21 protein-coding genes are annotated in these 13,482 nt (G+C 67.6%); 20 read left to right on the top strand and 1 reads right to left on the bottom strand.

Features of this window, described 5'->3' with window-relative positions; genetic code table 11:
- Positions 1–79 precede the first annotated feature (79 nt).
- From rplN to truA, 20 genes are all read left to right on the top strand, one after another.
- Entirely contained in the window at positions 80–448 is a 369-nt protein-coding gene (gene rplN / locus AAFN69_RS10080) for a 50S ribosomal protein L14 (protein ID WP_003956455.1), read from the top strand.
- 2 nt (positions 449–450) lie between these two features.
- Complete coding sequence (rplX, locus tag AAFN69_RS10075; protein ID WP_347727998.1) at positions 451–774, top strand: 50S ribosomal protein L24; 324 nt, start codon at positions 451–453, stop codon at positions 772–774.
- The gene (gene rplE / locus AAFN69_RS10070; protein WP_347727997.1) at positions 774–1,331 is read left to right on the top strand and encodes a 50S ribosomal protein L5; all 558 of its coding nucleotides are present in this window, start codon (positions 774–776) and stop codon (positions 1,329–1,331) included. Before rplX ends, rplE begins: the two co-directional genes overlap by 1 nt.
- A gap of 3 nt (positions 1,332–1,334) precedes the next feature.
- Entirely contained in the window at positions 1,335–1,520 is a 186-nt protein-coding gene (locus AAFN69_RS10065) for a type Z 30S ribosomal protein S14 (protein WP_003948630.1), read from the top strand.
- A gap of 264 nt (positions 1,521–1,784) precedes the next feature.
- On the top strand, positions 1,785–2,183 hold the full coding sequence (gene rpsH / locus AAFN69_RS10060; RefSeq protein ID WP_307661675.1) for a 30S ribosomal protein S8: 399 nt from the start codon (positions 1,785–1,787) through the stop codon (positions 2,181–2,183).
- Between the two features lie 20 nt (positions 2,184–2,203).
- On the top strand, positions 2,204–2,743 hold the full coding sequence (gene rplF / locus AAFN69_RS10055) for a 50S ribosomal protein L6 (protein WP_347727996.1): 540 nt from the start codon (positions 2,204–2,206) through the stop codon (positions 2,741–2,743).
- A gap of 3 nt (positions 2,744–2,746) precedes the next feature.
- Complete coding sequence (rplR, locus tag AAFN69_RS10050) at positions 2,747–3,130, top strand: 50S ribosomal protein L18 (RefSeq protein ID WP_347727995.1); 384 nt, start codon at positions 2,747–2,749, stop codon at positions 3,128–3,130.
- Between the two features lie 45 nt (positions 3,131–3,175).
- Positions 3,176–3,781, top strand: coding sequence for a 30S ribosomal protein S5 (rpsE, locus tag AAFN69_RS10045; protein ID WP_347727994.1), 606 nt, complete (start codon positions 3,176–3,178; stop codon positions 3,779–3,781).
- Positions 3,781–3,963 carry a 50S ribosomal protein L30 gene (gene rpmD / locus AAFN69_RS10040; protein ID WP_005313525.1) on the top strand — a complete coding sequence of 61 codons (183 nt, stop codon included), beginning with the start codon at positions 3,781–3,783 and terminating at the stop codon, positions 3,961–3,963. Before rpsE ends, rpmD begins: the two co-directional genes overlap by 1 nt.
- A 1-nt stretch (position 3,964) precedes the next feature.
- On the top strand, positions 3,965–4,420 hold the full coding sequence (gene rplO / locus AAFN69_RS10035; protein WP_347727993.1) for a 50S ribosomal protein L15: 456 nt from the start codon (positions 3,965–3,967) through the stop codon (positions 4,418–4,420).
- A gap of 254 nt (positions 4,421–4,674) precedes the next feature.
- Complete coding sequence (secY, locus tag AAFN69_RS10030; protein WP_347727992.1) at positions 4,675–5,994, top strand: preprotein translocase subunit SecY; 1,320 nt, start codon at positions 4,675–4,677, stop codon at positions 5,992–5,994.
- Positions 5,994–6,644: an adenylate kinase gene (locus tag AAFN69_RS10025; protein WP_347727991.1), complete on the top strand. Its 651-nt coding sequence runs from the start codon at positions 5,994–5,996 to the stop codon at positions 6,642–6,644. Before secY ends, AAFN69_RS10025 begins: the two co-directional genes overlap by 1 nt.
- A 178-nt stretch (positions 6,645–6,822) precedes the next feature.
- A complete protein-coding gene (gene map, locus AAFN69_RS10020) occupies positions 6,823–7,659 on the top strand; it encodes a type I methionyl aminopeptidase (RefSeq protein WP_347728116.1) in 837 nt (278 codons plus the stop codon).
- A 320-nt stretch (positions 7,660–7,979) separates the two neighbouring features.
- Entirely contained in the window at positions 7,980–8,201 is a 222-nt protein-coding gene (gene infA, locus AAFN69_RS10015; protein WP_003956442.1) for a translation initiation factor IF-1, read from the top strand.
- Positions 8,202–8,266: 65 nt separating this feature from the next.
- Complete coding sequence (rpmJ, locus tag AAFN69_RS10010) at positions 8,267–8,380, top strand: 50S ribosomal protein L36 (RefSeq protein WP_003956441.1); 114 nt, start codon at positions 8,267–8,269, stop codon at positions 8,378–8,380.
- A gap of 197 nt (positions 8,381–8,577) precedes the next feature.
- Positions 8,578–8,958, top strand: coding sequence for a 30S ribosomal protein S13 (gene rpsM, locus AAFN69_RS10005; RefSeq protein WP_347727990.1), 381 nt, complete (start codon positions 8,578–8,580; stop codon positions 8,956–8,958).
- 65 nt (positions 8,959–9,023) lie between these two features.
- Entirely contained in the window at positions 9,024–9,428 is a 405-nt protein-coding gene (gene rpsK / locus AAFN69_RS10000; RefSeq protein WP_003956432.1) for a 30S ribosomal protein S11, read from the top strand.
- Positions 9,429–9,624: 196 nt separating this feature from the next.
- Positions 9,625–10,647, top strand: coding sequence for a DNA-directed RNA polymerase subunit alpha (locus AAFN69_RS09995; protein ID WP_010473911.1), 1,023 nt, complete (start codon positions 9,625–9,627; stop codon positions 10,645–10,647).
- A 197-nt stretch (positions 10,648–10,844) separates the two neighbouring features.
- Complete coding sequence (rplQ, locus tag AAFN69_RS09990; protein ID WP_347727989.1) at positions 10,845–11,339, top strand: 50S ribosomal protein L17; 495 nt, start codon at positions 10,845–10,847, stop codon at positions 11,337–11,339.
- Between the two features lie 161 nt (positions 11,340–11,500).
- Positions 11,501–12,379 carry a tRNA pseudouridine(38-40) synthase TruA gene (truA, locus tag AAFN69_RS09985; protein WP_347728115.1) on the top strand — a complete coding sequence of 293 codons (879 nt, stop codon included), beginning with the start codon at positions 11,501–11,503 and terminating at the stop codon, positions 12,377–12,379.
- Here truA and AAFN69_RS09980 read toward each other — a convergent pair.
- Positions 12,350–13,246 (bottom strand): hypothetical protein, encoded by an 897-nt coding sequence (locus AAFN69_RS09980; RefSeq protein WP_347728114.1) that lies wholly within the window; start codon positions 13,244–13,246, stop codon positions 12,350–12,352. The genes truA and AAFN69_RS09980 overlap by 30 nt on opposite strands.
- Positions 13,247–13,482: the final 236 nt, after the last annotated feature.

Genomic DNA, 13,482 nt, shown 5'->3' with positions numbered 1-13,482 from the left:
CGAGTTCAGTTCCGCCAGGCTCGGCGGGGACCACCCCGGTGGTCCCCGCCGGGAACCGGCAGACAAACAGGAGATAGACGTGATCCAGCAGGAGTCGCGACTGCGTGTTGCCGACAACACTGGTGCCAAGGAAATCCTTTGCATCCGTGTTCTCGGTGGCTCGGGTCGCCGCTACGCGGGCATCGGTGACGTCATCGTCGCCACCGTCAAGGACGCGATCCCCGGTGGCAACGTGAAGAAGGGTGACGTCGTCAAGGCGGTCATCGTTCGCACCGTGAAGGAGCGCCGCCGCCAGGACGGCTCGTACATCCGCTTTGACGAGAACGCCGCCGTCATTCTGAAGAACGACGGCGACCCTCGCGGCACCCGTATCTTCGGCCCCGTGGGTCGTGAGCTGCGCGAGAAGAAGTTCATGAAGATCATCTCGCTCGCGCCGGAGGTGCTGTAAGCATGAAGATCAAGAAGGGCGACCTGGTTCAGGTCATCACCGGTAAGGACAAGGGCAAGCAGGGCAAGGTCATTCAGGCCTTCCCCCGCGAGGACCGCGTCCTGGTCGAGGGTGTCAACCGGGTCAAGAAGCACACCAAGGCCGGCCAGACCGCTCGTGGTTCGCAGACCGGCGGGATCATCACCACCGAAGCCCCCGTTCACGTGAGCAATGTTCAGCTCGTCGTGGAGAAGGACGGCAAGAAGGTCGTGACCCGCGTCGGTTTCCGCTTCGACGACGAGGGCAACAAGATCCGCGTTGCCAAGCGGACGGGTGAGGACATCTGATGGCTACCACCACCACTCCGCGTCTGAAGACGAAGTACCGCGAGGAGATCGCGGGCAAGCTGCGTGAGGAGTTCTCGTACGAGAACGTCATGCAGGTTCCCGGTCTCGTCAAGATCGTGGTCAACATGGGTGTCGGCGACGCCGCCCGTGACTCGAAGCTGATCGACGGCGCCATCAAGGACCTGACCACGATCACCGGTCAGAAGCCGGCCGTGACCAAGGCCCGCAAGTCCATCGCGCAGTTCAAGCTGCGTGAGGGCCAGCCGATCGGTGCCCACGTCACCCTCCGTGGCGACCGCATGTGGGAGTTCCTGGACCGCACCCTGTCGCTCGCGCTTCCGCGCATCCGCGACTTCCGCGGCCTGTCCCCCAAGCAGTTCGACGGCCGTGGCAACTACACCTTCGGTCTCACGGAGCAGGTCATGTTCCACGAGATCGACCAGGACAAGATCGACCGCGTCCGGGGTATGGACATCACCGTGGTCACCACGGCGACCAACGACGCTGAGGGCCGCGCGCTCCTTCGTCACCTCGGCTTCCCGTTCAAGGAGGCGTGAGCCGTGGCGAAGAAGGCTCTCATTGCCAAGGCCGCCCGCAAGCCCAAGTTCGGCGTGCGTGGCTACACGCGCTGCCAGCGTTGCGGTCGTCCCCACTCCGTGTACCGCAAGTTCGGCCTCTGCCGCGTGTGCCTTCGTGAGATGGCTCACCGTGGCGAGCTGCCGGGCGTGACCAAGAGCTCCTGGTAGTCCCGCCTGCCGGCCGCCCGGCCGGTGCCCCTCACGGGGTACGCACCGGGCGGCCGAGCAGGACTGGGTCCACCGGACGCTCTCGGTAAGCAGAGGGCAGGCGGAAGCCCCCTCCTCCATGGCTTAGGCTAGGAGGGTTGGGCGTCCGTCGCCCTGATCGACTTACTACGCCGTAGGTCCCCGCGCCGCACCCGTCCCGCCCCTGTGTGGGGAGAGGGATGGCGCATACAGGAAACCCCGGCGAGAGAGGCCGAAGGCCAATTCATGACCATGACTGATCCCATCGCAGACATGTTGACGCGTCTGCGCAACGCGAACTCGGCGTACCACGACTCCGTCGTCATGCCGCACAGCAAGATCAAGTCGCACATCGCGGAGATCCTCCAGCAGGAGGGCTTCATCACGGGCTGGAAGGTCGAGGACGCCGAGGTCGGCAAGAACCTCGTTCTCGAGCTCAAGTTCGGCCCGAACCGTGAGCGCTCCATCGCGGGCATCAAGCGGATCTCGAAGCCGGGTCTGCGCGTGTACGCGAAGTCCACCTCTCTGCCCAAGGTTCTGGGCGGCCTCGGCGTGGCGATCATCTCCACGTCGCACGGCCTCCTGACCGGCCAGCAGGCACAGAAGAAGGGCGTGGGTGGGGAAGTCCTCGCCTACGTCTGGTAGTCGGGAACGGAGGAATAGCAATGTCGCGAATCGGCAAGCTCCCCATCCAGGTTCCCGCCGGTGTGGACGTCACCATCGATGGCCGCACGGTCGCGGTGAAGGGTCCCAAGGGCACCCTGAGCCACACCGTTGCCGCGCCGATCGAGATCGTTAAGGGTGAGGACGGCGTTCTCAACGTCACCCGCCCGAACGACGAGCGTCAGAACAAGGCCCTTCACGGCCTGTCCCGCACGCTGGTGGCGAACATGATCACCGGCGTGACCGCGGGGTACACGAAGGCGCTCGAGATCAGCGGTGTCGGTTACCGCGTCGCCGCGAAGGGCTCCAACCTGGAGTTCCAGCTCGGTTACAGCCACCCGATCCTGGTGGAGGCGCCCGAGGGCATCTCCTTCAAGGTCGAGTCGCCGACCAAGTTCTCGGTCGAGGGCATCGACAAGCAGAAGGTCGGCGAGGTCGCCGCGAACATCCGCAAGCTGCGGAAGCCCGACCCGTACAAGGCCAAGGGCGTCAAGTACGCGGGCGAGGTCATCCGCCGCAAGGTCGGAAAGGCGGGTAAGTAAGCCATGGCATTCGGTGTGAAGATCGCCAAGGGTGACGCGTACAAGCGCGCCGCCATCAAGCGCCGTCACATTCGCGTCCGCAAGCGCATCTCCGGTACGCCGGAGCGTCCGCGCCTGGTCGTGACGCGTTCCAACCGCCACATCGTGGCGCAGGTCATCGACGACATCGCGGGCCACACGCTCGCGTCGGCGTCGACCCTGGACACCTCGATCCGCGGTGGCGAGGGTGCGAAGAGCGCCCAGGCCCAGCAGGTCGGCGCCCTGGTCGCCGAGCGCGCCAAGGCCGCCGGTGTCGAGGCCGTCGTGTTCGACCGTGGTGGCAACCAGTACGCCGGGCGGATTGCCGCTCTGGCCGACGCCGCCCGCGAAGCCGGGCTGAAGTTCTAAGCCCCGGTTCCGGAGCTAGCGGACGTAACAGAGAGAGGTAATCCAATGGCTGGACCCCAGCGCCGCGGAAGCGGTGCCGGTGGCGGCGAGCGGCGGGACCGGAAGGGCCGTGACGGCGGCGCAGCTGCCGCCGAGAAGACCGCGTACGTTGAGCGCGTTGTCGCGATCAACCGCGTCGCCAAGGTTGTGAAGGGTGGTCGTCGCTTCAGCTTCACCGCGCTGGTCGTGGTGGGCGATGGTGACGGCACCGTCGGTGTCGGTTACGGCAAGGCCAAGGAGGTGCCGGCCGCGATCGCCAAGGGTGTTGAAGAGGCCAAGAAGGCATTCTTCAAGGTTCCCCGTATCCAGGGCACCATCCCGCACCCCATCCAGGGTGAGAAGGCCGCGGGCGTCGTCCTGCTGAAGCCTGCTTCCCCCGGTACCGGTGTTATCGCCGGTGGCCCGGTGCGCGCCGTTCTGGAGTGCGCCGGCGTTCACGACATCCTGTCGAAGTCGCTCGGCTCCGACAACGCGATCAACATCGTGCACGCGACCGTGGCGGCCCTCAAGGGTCTCCAGCGTCCCGAGGAGATCGCGGCCCGCCGCGGTCTGCCCCTCGAGGACGTGGCCCCCGCGGCCCTGCTCCGTGCTCGTGCGGGAGCGGGTGCGTAATGGCCCGGCTCAAGATCACGCAGACGAAGTCGTACATCGGCAGCAAGCAGAACCACCGCGACACCCTGCGTTCGCTCGGGCTCAAGCGCCTGAACGACGTGGTTGTCAAGGAGGATCGTCCCGAGTTCCGCGGAATGGTGCACACCGTCCGCCACCTCGTGACGGTCGAGGAGGTCGACTGACATGGCGGAGCAGAACCCGCTGCGCGTCCACAACCTCCGTCCCGCCCCGGGCGCCAAGACCGCGAAGACTCGCGTCGGTCGTGGTGAGGCGTCCAAGGGCAAGACGGCCGGTCGTGGTACCAAGGGCACCAAGGCTCGTTACCAGGTTCCGGAGCGCTTCGAGGGCGGGCAGATGCCCCTCCACATGCGCCTCCCGAAGCTGAAGGGCTTCAAGAACCCCTTCCGCACCGAGTACCAGGTCGTCAACCTGGACAAGCTCGCGTCCCTCTACCCCGAGGGCGGCGACGTCACGGTGGCCGATCTGGTCGCCAAGGGCGCGGTTCGCAAGAACCAGCTTGTCAAGGTTCTCGGCCAGGGCGAGGTCTCCGTGGCGCTCACGGTGACGGTTGACGCCGTCTCCGGGTCCGCCAAGGAGAAGATCACCGCCGCCGGCGGTACCGTCACCGAGCTTGTCTGAGACGAGTTCCGTGGCTGAAAGCTGAACCATCCGACCGGGGATGCCCTCTCATATGGGGCATCCCCGGTTGGTCGTTCCAAGGAAAGCACCGTCGCCGGTAAGGTGGCGTGCACTGTTGTTGTATAGACGCGGGGACCGACCCCGCACCGGACGTTCAGCCGCCATGGGGGGTGTCCGGATTTGCCTGATACGTATTCGTCGATCCTCAAGACCGTCACCTCTGACGCAGTAGCGCGGGGGTCGCAGGAGGCACCGTGCTCACCGCGTTCGCCCGGGCGTTCAAGACGCCCGACCTGCGCAAGAAGCTGCTCTTCACGCTCGGCATCATCGTTCTGTACCGGATCGGGTCTCACATTCCCGTACCCGGCATCGACTATCAGAACGTACAGATCTGTGTCAAAGCGGCGTCGGAGAGCAACAACAGCCTGTTCGGCTTGGTGAATATGTTCAGCGGCGGTGCGCTGCTGCAGATCACCATCTTCGCGCTCGGCATCATGCCGTACATCACGGCGAGCATCATTCTTCAGCTGCTGACCGTGGTCATTCCGAGGCTGGAGGCCCTGAAGAAGGAGGGGCAGTCCGGCACCGCGAAGATCACGCAGTACACGCGTTATCTGACGGTCGCCCTCGCCATCCTCCAGGGCACCGGTCTGGTGGCAACGGCGCGCAGCGGTGCGCTGTTCAGCGGCTGTCAGGTCGCCAACCAAATCGTCCCGGACCGTTCCATCTACACGACCGTCGTCATGGTGATCACCATGACCGCGGGTACCGCCGCCACCATGTGGCTCGGTGAGCTCATCACCGACCGCGGTATCGGCAACGGCATGTCCATCCTGATGTTCATCTCGATCGCCGCCGGCTTCCCGGGCGCGCTCTGGGCCATCAAGGAGAGCGGCACGCTCGCCAAGGGCTGGATCGAGTTCGGCACCGTCATTCTCATCGGCTTCGTGATGGTGGGTCTTGTCGTCTTCGTGGAACAGGCACAGCGTCGTATCCCTGTTCAGTACGCGAAGCGCATGATCGGCCGCCGTTCCTACGGCGGTACGTCCACGTACATCCCGCTCAAGGTGAACCAGGCCGGTGTGATCCCGGTCATCTTCGCCTCCTCCCTCCTGTACATTCCCGCGCTCGTTGCTCAGTTCTCAAGCGGGACTTCAGGATGGAAGACTTGGATTGAGCGGTACTTCGTCACGGGCGACCACGCCTACTACATCACCGCTTACTTCCTGCTCATCGTGTTCTTCGCGTTCTTCTACGTGGCGATCTCCTTCAACCCCGAAGAAGTCGCGGACAACATGAAAAAGTATGGTGGCTTCATCCCGGGCATCCGGGCCGGCCGTCCTACTGCCGAGTACCTGAGCTACGTGCTCAACAGGATCACGTGGCCCGGCTCGCTGTACCTGGGTCTGATTGCTCTTGTCCCGACGATGGCGTTGGCGGGCTTCGGAGGCGCGAACCAGAACTTCCCGTTCGGCGGGACAAGCATCCTCATCATCGTGGGTGTGGGTCTGGAGACCGTGAAGCAGATTGAGAGCCAGCTCCAGCAGCGCAATTACGAAGGGTTCCTCCGCTGATGCGAATCGTCCTCGTCGGACCACCCGGTGCCGGCAAGGGAACGCAGGCCGCGTACCTCGCCGAGAACCTGTCCATTCCGCACATCTCCACGGGAGATCTGTTCCGCGCGAATATCAGCAAGGGCACCGACCTCGGTCGGAAAGCCAAGTCGTATATGGACGCGGGAGAGCTGGTGCCCGATGAGGTCACCATCGGTATGGCCAAGGACCGGATGGACCAGCCGGACGCCGTGAACGGCTTCCTGCTCGACGGCTTCCCGCGCAATGTCTCGCAGGCCGAGGCACTCGACGCGATGCTGAAGTCCGAGGGCATGACGCTCGACGCGGTGCTCGACCTGGAGGTCCCCGAGGACGAGGTGGTCAAGCGGATCGCCGGCCGCCGGATCTGCCGCAATGACTCCAGTCATGTGTTCCATGTGACGTACTCGCCGCCCGAGCAGGACGGCGTCTGCGACACCTGCGGCGGAGATCTCTACCAGCGCGACGACGACTCCGAGGACACCGTCCGCAAGCGCCTGGAGGTCTACCACAGCCAGACCGAGCCGATCATCGACTACTACCGGGGCCAGGGCCTCGTGGTGACGATCTCGGCGCTCGGTCCGGTCACCGAGGTGACCCAGCGGGCGATGGGCGCTCTGAAGAAGTCCTAGAAGGCGGCCTGAGGGCCTTCGGCGGGATTCTGTACGGCCGCGGTGTCCACCGGACACCGCGGCCGTACTGTTGAAGAGCCAGTGCGGGTGCCGGACCCGGCACCGGCGCAAACATGTCACACGTGTCCGATGTGACAGATCCGATGTGACAGACGTGTCAGAGGTGGAAGGCAAGGCCATGGTGCAGATCAAGACCCCGGAGCAGATCGCGAAGATGCGTGAGGCGGGGCTGGTCGTCGCCGCGATCCACGCGGCGACCCGTGAGGCCGCCGTCCCCGGCGCCACCACCAAGGACTTGGACGAGGTCGCCCGCAAGGTGATCGCCGAGCACGGGGCCAAGTCGAACTTCCTGGGATACGGCGGCTTCCCCGCGACCATCTGCACCTCGGTCAACGAGGTCGTGGTCCACGGCATCCCCGACGACAAGACCGTCCTCAAGGACGGCGACATCATCTCGGTGGACGCCGGCGCGATCATCGACGGCTGGCACGGCGACGCCGCGTACACCGTCTTCGTGGGCAGCGGCCACGCTCCGGAGCTGATCGAGCTCTCCCGGGTGACCGAGGACTCCATGTGGGCCGGGATCGCCGCCATGAAGGCCGGCAACCGGCTGGTGGACATCTCCCGCGCGATCGAGACCTACATCCGCCGCCAGCCGAAGCCCGGCGGCGGCCGGTACGGAATCATCGAGGACTACGGCGGGCACGGCATCGGCACCGAGATGCACATGGACCCGCATCTGCTGAACTACGTCGCCCGCAAGCGCGGCAAGGGCCCGAAGCTGGTGCCCGGCTTCTGTCTGGCGATCGAGCCCATGGTCTCCCTCGGCACCGCGAAGACCGAGGTGCTCTCCGACGACTGGACCGTGATCACCACGGACGGCACCTGGTCCTCCCACTGGGAGCACTCGGTGGCGGTGACGGAGGAGGGCCCGCTGGTCCTCACCTCGCCCGACTGCGGCCGTGCCCGCCTGGCCGAGCTGGGCATCACGGCGGCCCCCGACCCGCTGGGCTGACGCCCGCGGGCGTCCGGGCCGGTCCCGGGATCCCGCGGTGATGGAGCGATGGCGCTTCCCCCGCCGGCTTTCCCGGGGTTTCCGGGGTTTTCCGGCGGTACTTCCCCGGGGTACCTCCCGGCGGTTTCCATGCCCTGTGCACCATTCGCCCGGCCGGAACGGGCGGAGTAACGATCACCGCTGTTGGGCATCCTTACCGGATTCGTCTTTTCCGATGGCCTGACGTAGACTGATGCGTCGGCTCTCGTGTACCCGTGTGTCTGCATTCCGCACCCGGTGAAACGAGAGTCGATCAAGGTAGCCGATTCGAAGGGCGAAGCGTGGCCAAGAAGCAAGGTGCCATCGAAATCGAGGGCACCGTGATCGAGTCCCTCCCGAACGCGATGTTCAAGGTGGAGCTTCAGAACGGTCACAAGGTCCTCGCGCACATCTCCGGCAAGATGCGGATGCACTACATCCGTATCCTCCCGGACGACCGGGTCGTTGTGGAGCTCTCTCCGTACGACCTGACGCGTGGCCGGATCGTCTACCGATACAAGTAGATCTTGCCGTACCCCGTCCGTCTCAGGGCGGGGTCATGGCACTGACCCGGAGAACCTCACATCCCATGAAGGTCAAGCCGAGCGTCAAGAAGATCTGCGACAAGTGCAAGGTGATCCGCCGTCACGGTCGGGTCATGGTCATCTGCGACAACCTGCGCCACAAGCAGCGCCAGGGCTGACGCACGCCAACCTGCACTTCCCGCAGTTCTTCGCGCGACGCGAATAAATCGTACATACGCAGAACCCGCCCAGCCCATACCAGGGCCGGCGACACCTCCGGCGGGGGCCGGGGACCCGGACGTACCACCTCATTGCCATGGGGTCGGCGGTCGGGACAGGTTCTGTGGAAGACCTCCGAACACACAGGAGCCATTGAATGGCACGCGTTTCCGGTGTCGACATCCCGCGCGAAAAGCGCGTGGAGATCGCACTCACCTACGTCTTCGGTGTCGGGCGCACCCGGTCCAAGGAAATCCTTGCGGCCACCGGCGTGAACCCGAACACCCGCGTTCGTGACCTGGCCGAAGAGGACCTGGTCAAGATCCGCGAGTACGTGGACGCCAACCTCCGCACCGAGGGTGACCTCCGCCGCGAGATCCAGGCCGACATCCGCCGCAAGGTCGAGATCGGCTGCTACCAGGGTCTGCGCCACCGTCGCGGCCTGCCGGTCCACGGTCAGCGCACCAGCACGAACGCCCGTACCCGCAAGGGTCCGCGTCGCGCCATCGCCGGCAAGAAGAAGCCGGGCAAGAAGTAGTCCACAGCGGACACCCATCCGCGGTCTTCGCTGTAGGACCGACCACCTCCCTGTAGGAGATATAGATGCCCCCCAAGGGTCGTCAGGGCGCTGCCAAGAAGGTGCGCCGCAAGGAAAAGAAGAACGTCGCTCACGGCCACGCGCACATCAAGAGCACGTTCAACAACACCATCGTCTCGATCACCGACCCCTCGGGCAACGTGATCTCCTGGGCCTCCGCCGGCCACGTCGGCTTCAAGGGCTCGCGCAAGTCCACCCCCTTCGCCGCGCAGATGGCCGCCGAGTCGGCCGCCCGCCGCGCGCAGGAGCACGGCATGCGCAAGGTCGACGTCTTCGTCAAGGGTCCCGGCTCCGGCCGTGAGACCGCGATCCGCTCCCTCCAGGCCACCGGCCTCGAGGTCGGCTCGATCCAGGACGTCACCCCCACCCCGCACAACGGCTGCCGTCCGCCGAAGCGCCGCCGCGTCTGACGCACGGCCTGTGCCGGACCTCGCGTCCGGCCGGCTGTCGCGTCTCGCGCACGGTCTGTGCCGGGGCCGGACCTCGTGTCCTGTCCCACCATGAGTGTCCGGGCGGTACGGCTCTTTCGGGCCGTGCCGCCCGTACCCTTTGAAATACATATGTCGGGCGTCAAATAGTGGGCGCCCCCGACTGAAGGATCACCGCATGCTGATCGCTCAGCGCCCCTCGCTGACCGAAGAGGTAGTCGACGAGTACCGCTCGCGGTTCGTCATCGAGCCGCTGGAGCCGGGCTTCGGCTACACCCTCGGCAACTCCCTCCGCCGTACCCTCCTCTCCTCGATCCCGGGTGCGGCGGTCACGTCCATCCGCATCGACGGTGTCCTGCACGAGTTCACCACCGTGCCGGGCGTCAAGGAGGACGTCACCGACCTCATCCTCAACATCAAGCAGCTGGTCGTCTCCTCCGAGCACGACGAGCCGGTTGTGATGTACCTGCGCAAGCAGGGCCCCGGCCTGGTCACCGCCGCCGACATCGCGCCCCCGGCCGGTGTCGAGGTGCACAACCCCGACCTGGTCCTCGCCACCCTCAACGGCAAGGGCAAGCTGGAGATGGAGCTGACCGTCGAGCGCGGTCGCGGCTACGTCTCCGCCGTGCAGAACAAGCAGCTGGGCCAGGAGATCGGCCGTATCCCGGTCGACTCCATCTACTCCCCGGTGCTCAAGGTCACGTACAAGGTCGAGGCCACCCGAGTCGAGCAGCGCACCGACTTCGACAAGCTGATCGTCGACGTCGAGACCAAGCAGGCGATGCGTCCCCGTGACGCCATGGCCTCCGCGGGCAAGACCCTGGTCGAGCTCTTCGGTCTCGCGCGCGAGCTGAACATCGACGCCGAGGGCATCGACATGGGCCCGTCCCCGACGGACGCCGCGCTCGCCGCCGATCTGGCGCTGCCGATCGAGGAGCTGGAGCTGACCGTCCGCTCCTACAACTGCCTCAAGCGCGAGGGCATCCACTCGGTGGGCGAGCTGGTGGCCCGCTCCGAGGCGGACCTGCTCGACATCCGCAACTTCGGTGCCAAGTCCATCGACGAGGTCAAGGCCAAGCTCGCCGGCATGGGCCTGGCGCTCAAGGACAGCCCGCCCGGATTCGACCCGACCGCCGCGGCCGACGCCTTCGGCGCCGACGACGACGCGGACGCCGGTTTCGTCGAGACCGAGCAGTACTGAGCAGCCGCCGGTGAGCGGGTGACGAGGGACTGATCACACGCTCACCGGCTCTGTGCGGCACGTCGCCCGGCGGGGCGCACGGGATCTTCCCGGAGCCCCGCCGCGGCGCTGCCGCCGGGACTTCCCTCGGGCAACCGCCCGAGGGGAACTGACACCGGTACCTGACACGGCCGGTGCAGCACACAAGGAGAAACACCATGCCGAAGCCCGCCAAGGGTGCCCGTCTGGGCGGCAGCGCCGCGCACGAGCGTCTGCTCCTCGCGAACCTCGCGAAGCAGCTGTTCGAGCACGGCCGCATCACCACGACCGAGGCCAAGGCCCGCCGCCTGCGTCCGGTCGCCGAGCGCCTGATCACCAAGGCGAAGAAGGGCGACATCCACAACCGTCGCCTGGTTCTTCAGACGATCACGGACAAGGGCATCGTCCACGCCCTGTTCACCGAGATCGCTCCTCGCTACGCCGAGCGCCCGGGTGGCTACACCCGTATCACCAAGGTCGGTCCCCGCCGCGGTGACAACGCTCCGATGGCCGTGATCGAGCTGGTCGAGGGCGAGATCGCCAAGAAGGCCACCGTCGCCGAGGCCGAGGCCGCCGCCAAGCGCGCGGTCAAGGAAGACGCGCTGAAGAAGGACGACGCGCCCGCCGAGGACGCGCCGGCCGCCGAGGCCTCCTCGGAGTCCAAGGACGCCTGAGCCGGCCGAGCCCCCGCGCCCGCGCGGGGACCGGCACGGACGCCTCGGCGTCCGCGGCTGACGGACGGGCCCGCTCCCCTCGTGGGGGCGGGCCCTTCCGCATGTCCGGGGAGCGTCCCCGGGGTCCGTGGTGCTCTGGGAGGATCTGATACGTGAGTGATGTGACCGTGAGCGACGACGATGTGAGGCCCGGACTGATCCGGGTGCGGCTGGACCTCTCCTACGACGGGAGGGACTTCTCCGGCTGGGCCAAGCAGGCCGGGGGACGCCGGACCGTCCAGGGGGAGATCGAGGACGCGCTCCGTACCGTGACGCGCTCCTCGCGCACCCATGAGCTGACCGTGGCCGGGCGGACCGACGCCGGGGTGCATGCGCGCGGTCAGGTCGCCCATGTCGATCTTCCGGTGGAACTCTGGGCCGAGCACCGCGAGAAGCTGCTGAAGCGGCTCGCGGGGCGGCTCGGCCGCGATGTGCGGATCTGGCGGCTGACCGAGGCCCCGACGGGGTTCAACGCCCGCTTCTCGGCCGTCTGGCGGCGGTACGCCTACCGGGTCACCGACCACCCCGGCGGGGTCGACCCGCTGCTGCGCGGCCATGTGCTCTGGCACGACTGGCCGCTCGACGTGGCCGCGATGAACGCCGCCGCCGAGCGGCTGGTGGGGGAGCACGACTTCGCCGCGTACTGCAAGAAGCGCGAGGGCGCGACCACCATCCGCACCCTCCAGCAGCTCTCCTGGGAGCGGGACGGCGCCGGGATCATCACGGCGACGGTGCGCGCCGACGCCTTCTGCCACAACATGGTGCGCTCGCTGGTCGGGGCGCTGCTCTTCGTGGGCGACGGGCACCGGCCGGTGGAGTGGCCCGGGAAGGTGCTGGCCGCGGGCGTACGGGACTCGGCGGTCCATGTGGTGCGCCCGCACGGCCTCACCCTGGAGGAGGTCGGCTACCCCGCCGATGAGCTGCTGGCCGCGCGGAACCGCGAGGCCCGCAACAAGCGGTCGCTGCCCGGCTCAGCCGGCGGGGTCGGCGGCTGCTGCTGACGCCTGCACGCTCCCGCGCCGCACGATCTGGCGGAAGGTGAACTCCGCCAGATCGTCACCGGCCCGGAACGCCTTGGTGTCGCCCCGGGTGACGGACTTCGCCGAGGTGTAGCCGGTGGTGGTGAAGTAGGCGTACCGCCCGTAGGAGTTGGCGACATAGCGGCAGGCCGGGCCGCCCTTGCAGAAGACCGGGACGCCCGCGCCCGCCAGCGGCGCCACATTGCCCCGCGACTGCCGGAGCGCCCGCTTGGCCTCGCGCTCCTCGCCGAAGACGGCGACGCCGACCGTGACCGCCACTCCGTCCTTGCGGTAGGTGGCCCGGAAGAGCTGGTCGCAGCCGTTGCTCCGGAGGACGGCCCCGAGCCCGCCCTGGACGGCCGAGGCGCAGTCCCCGGTGCGGGCGGTCGCGCCCTTGGTGTACTCGCGTCCCACCATGGTCAGCTTCCCGCCGGGGAAGAGGGTGTCCACCGAGAGCGGGGCGGTGTCCTTCTTCTCGCTGGAGATGAAGTCCTCGGGGTCCGGCGGCGGCAGCGGGGCGACCGAGGAGAAGGAGGGGGCCGGCTCGGCGGAGTCGCTGGGCAGCGGCTGCGGTCCCGGGAGCTTGCCCGAGGTGTTCTGTGCCGGGCGCCCGCTGTCCTGCGAGGAGACGATCGCGGTCGCCACCAGGCCGCCTATCGCGGCGATGGCCAGCACGCCGCCGCCGATCAGCAGCCGGCGCCTGCGGCGGGTCCGGGAGGCGGAGGCGTCGGCGAGCGCGGCCCAGTCGGGGGTGGAGCCGGGCGCCGCGGAGGGGCCGGCGCCCGTGCCGAAGGCGTCGAAGGGCTCCTGCGGGGCGCTCCCGGGGCCGTGCGGGGGATGGCCCGGCAGCGGGGCGGCATACGGCGCGGGCGGCCCGTAGGGGCCCGGTGCGGCCCGCGGGGGCGTGGCGTACGGATGCGGATCCGGTCCGGCGCCCCGGGGCCCGGTGGCGTACGGGTTCGGCTGGGCCTCACCGCCATGGGATCCCCGGCCGTCGCCGCCGCCCGCCGGGCCGGGGGAGTAGGGCCCCGGGGCGCCGTGTCCGCTCCCGCCCCGCCCGTCCCCGCCGCCGGCGCCGTAGGGAT

Origin of the sequence: Streptomyces sp. CAU 1734 (assembly GCF_039888735.1) — a bacterium.
Classification (GTDB): domain Bacteria; phylum Actinomycetota; class Actinomycetes; order Streptomycetales; family Streptomycetaceae; genus Streptomyces.
The sequence above is the reverse complement of the archived record's forward strand: the minus strand, read 5'-3'. Positions and strand labels throughout refer to the sequence as shown.

Excerpts from the sequence above, each read along its gene's own strand:
- rpmD (WP_005313525.1), top strand. The coding sequence starts at position 3,781 with ATGGCCCGGCTCAAGATCACGCAGACGAAGTCGTACATCGGCAGCAAG.
- rpmJ (WP_003956441.1), top strand. The coding sequence starts at position 8,267 with ATGAAGGTCAAGCCGAGCGTCAAGAAGATCTGCGACAAGTGCAAGGTG.
- rplR (WP_347727995.1), top strand. The coding sequence starts at position 2,747 with ATGGCATTCGGTGTGAAGATCGCCAAGGGTGACGCGTACAAGCGCGCC.
- map (WP_347728116.1), top strand. The coding sequence starts at position 6,823 with ATGGTGCAGATCAAGACCCCGGAGCAGATCGCGAAGATGCGTGAGGCG.
- rpsM (WP_347727990.1), top strand. The coding sequence starts at position 8,578 with ATGGCACGCGTTTCCGGTGTCGACATCCCGCGCGAAAAGCGCGTGGAG.
- rplX (WP_347727998.1), top strand. The coding sequence starts at position 451 with ATGAAGATCAAGAAGGGCGACCTGGTTCAGGTCATCACCGGTAAGGAC.
- AAFN69_RS09995 (WP_010473911.1), top strand. The coding sequence starts at position 9,625 with ATGCTGATCGCTCAGCGCCCCTCGCTGACCGAAGAGGTAGTCGACGAG.
- AAFN69_RS10025 (WP_347727991.1), top strand. The coding sequence starts at position 5,994 with ATGCGAATCGTCCTCGTCGGACCACCCGGTGCCGGCAAGGGAACGCAG.
- rplO (WP_347727993.1), top strand. The coding sequence starts at position 3,965 with ATGGCGGAGCAGAACCCGCTGCGCGTCCACAACCTCCGTCCCGCCCCG.
- rpsK (WP_003956432.1), top strand. The coding sequence starts at position 9,024 with ATGCCCCCCAAGGGTCGTCAGGGCGCTGCCAAGAAGGTGCGCCGCAAG.
- rplE (WP_347727997.1), top strand. The coding sequence starts at position 774 with ATGGCTACCACCACCACTCCGCGTCTGAAGACGAAGTACCGCGAGGAG.
- rpsH (WP_307661675.1), top strand. The coding sequence starts at position 1,785 with ATGACCATGACTGATCCCATCGCAGACATGTTGACGCGTCTGCGCAAC.
- rplQ (WP_347727989.1), top strand. The coding sequence starts at position 10,845 with ATGCCGAAGCCCGCCAAGGGTGCCCGTCTGGGCGGCAGCGCCGCGCAC.
- rpsE (WP_347727994.1), top strand. The coding sequence starts at position 3,176 with ATGGCTGGACCCCAGCGCCGCGGAAGCGGTGCCGGTGGCGGCGAGCGG.
- rplF (WP_347727996.1), top strand. The coding sequence starts at position 2,204 with ATGTCGCGAATCGGCAAGCTCCCCATCCAGGTTCCCGCCGGTGTGGAC.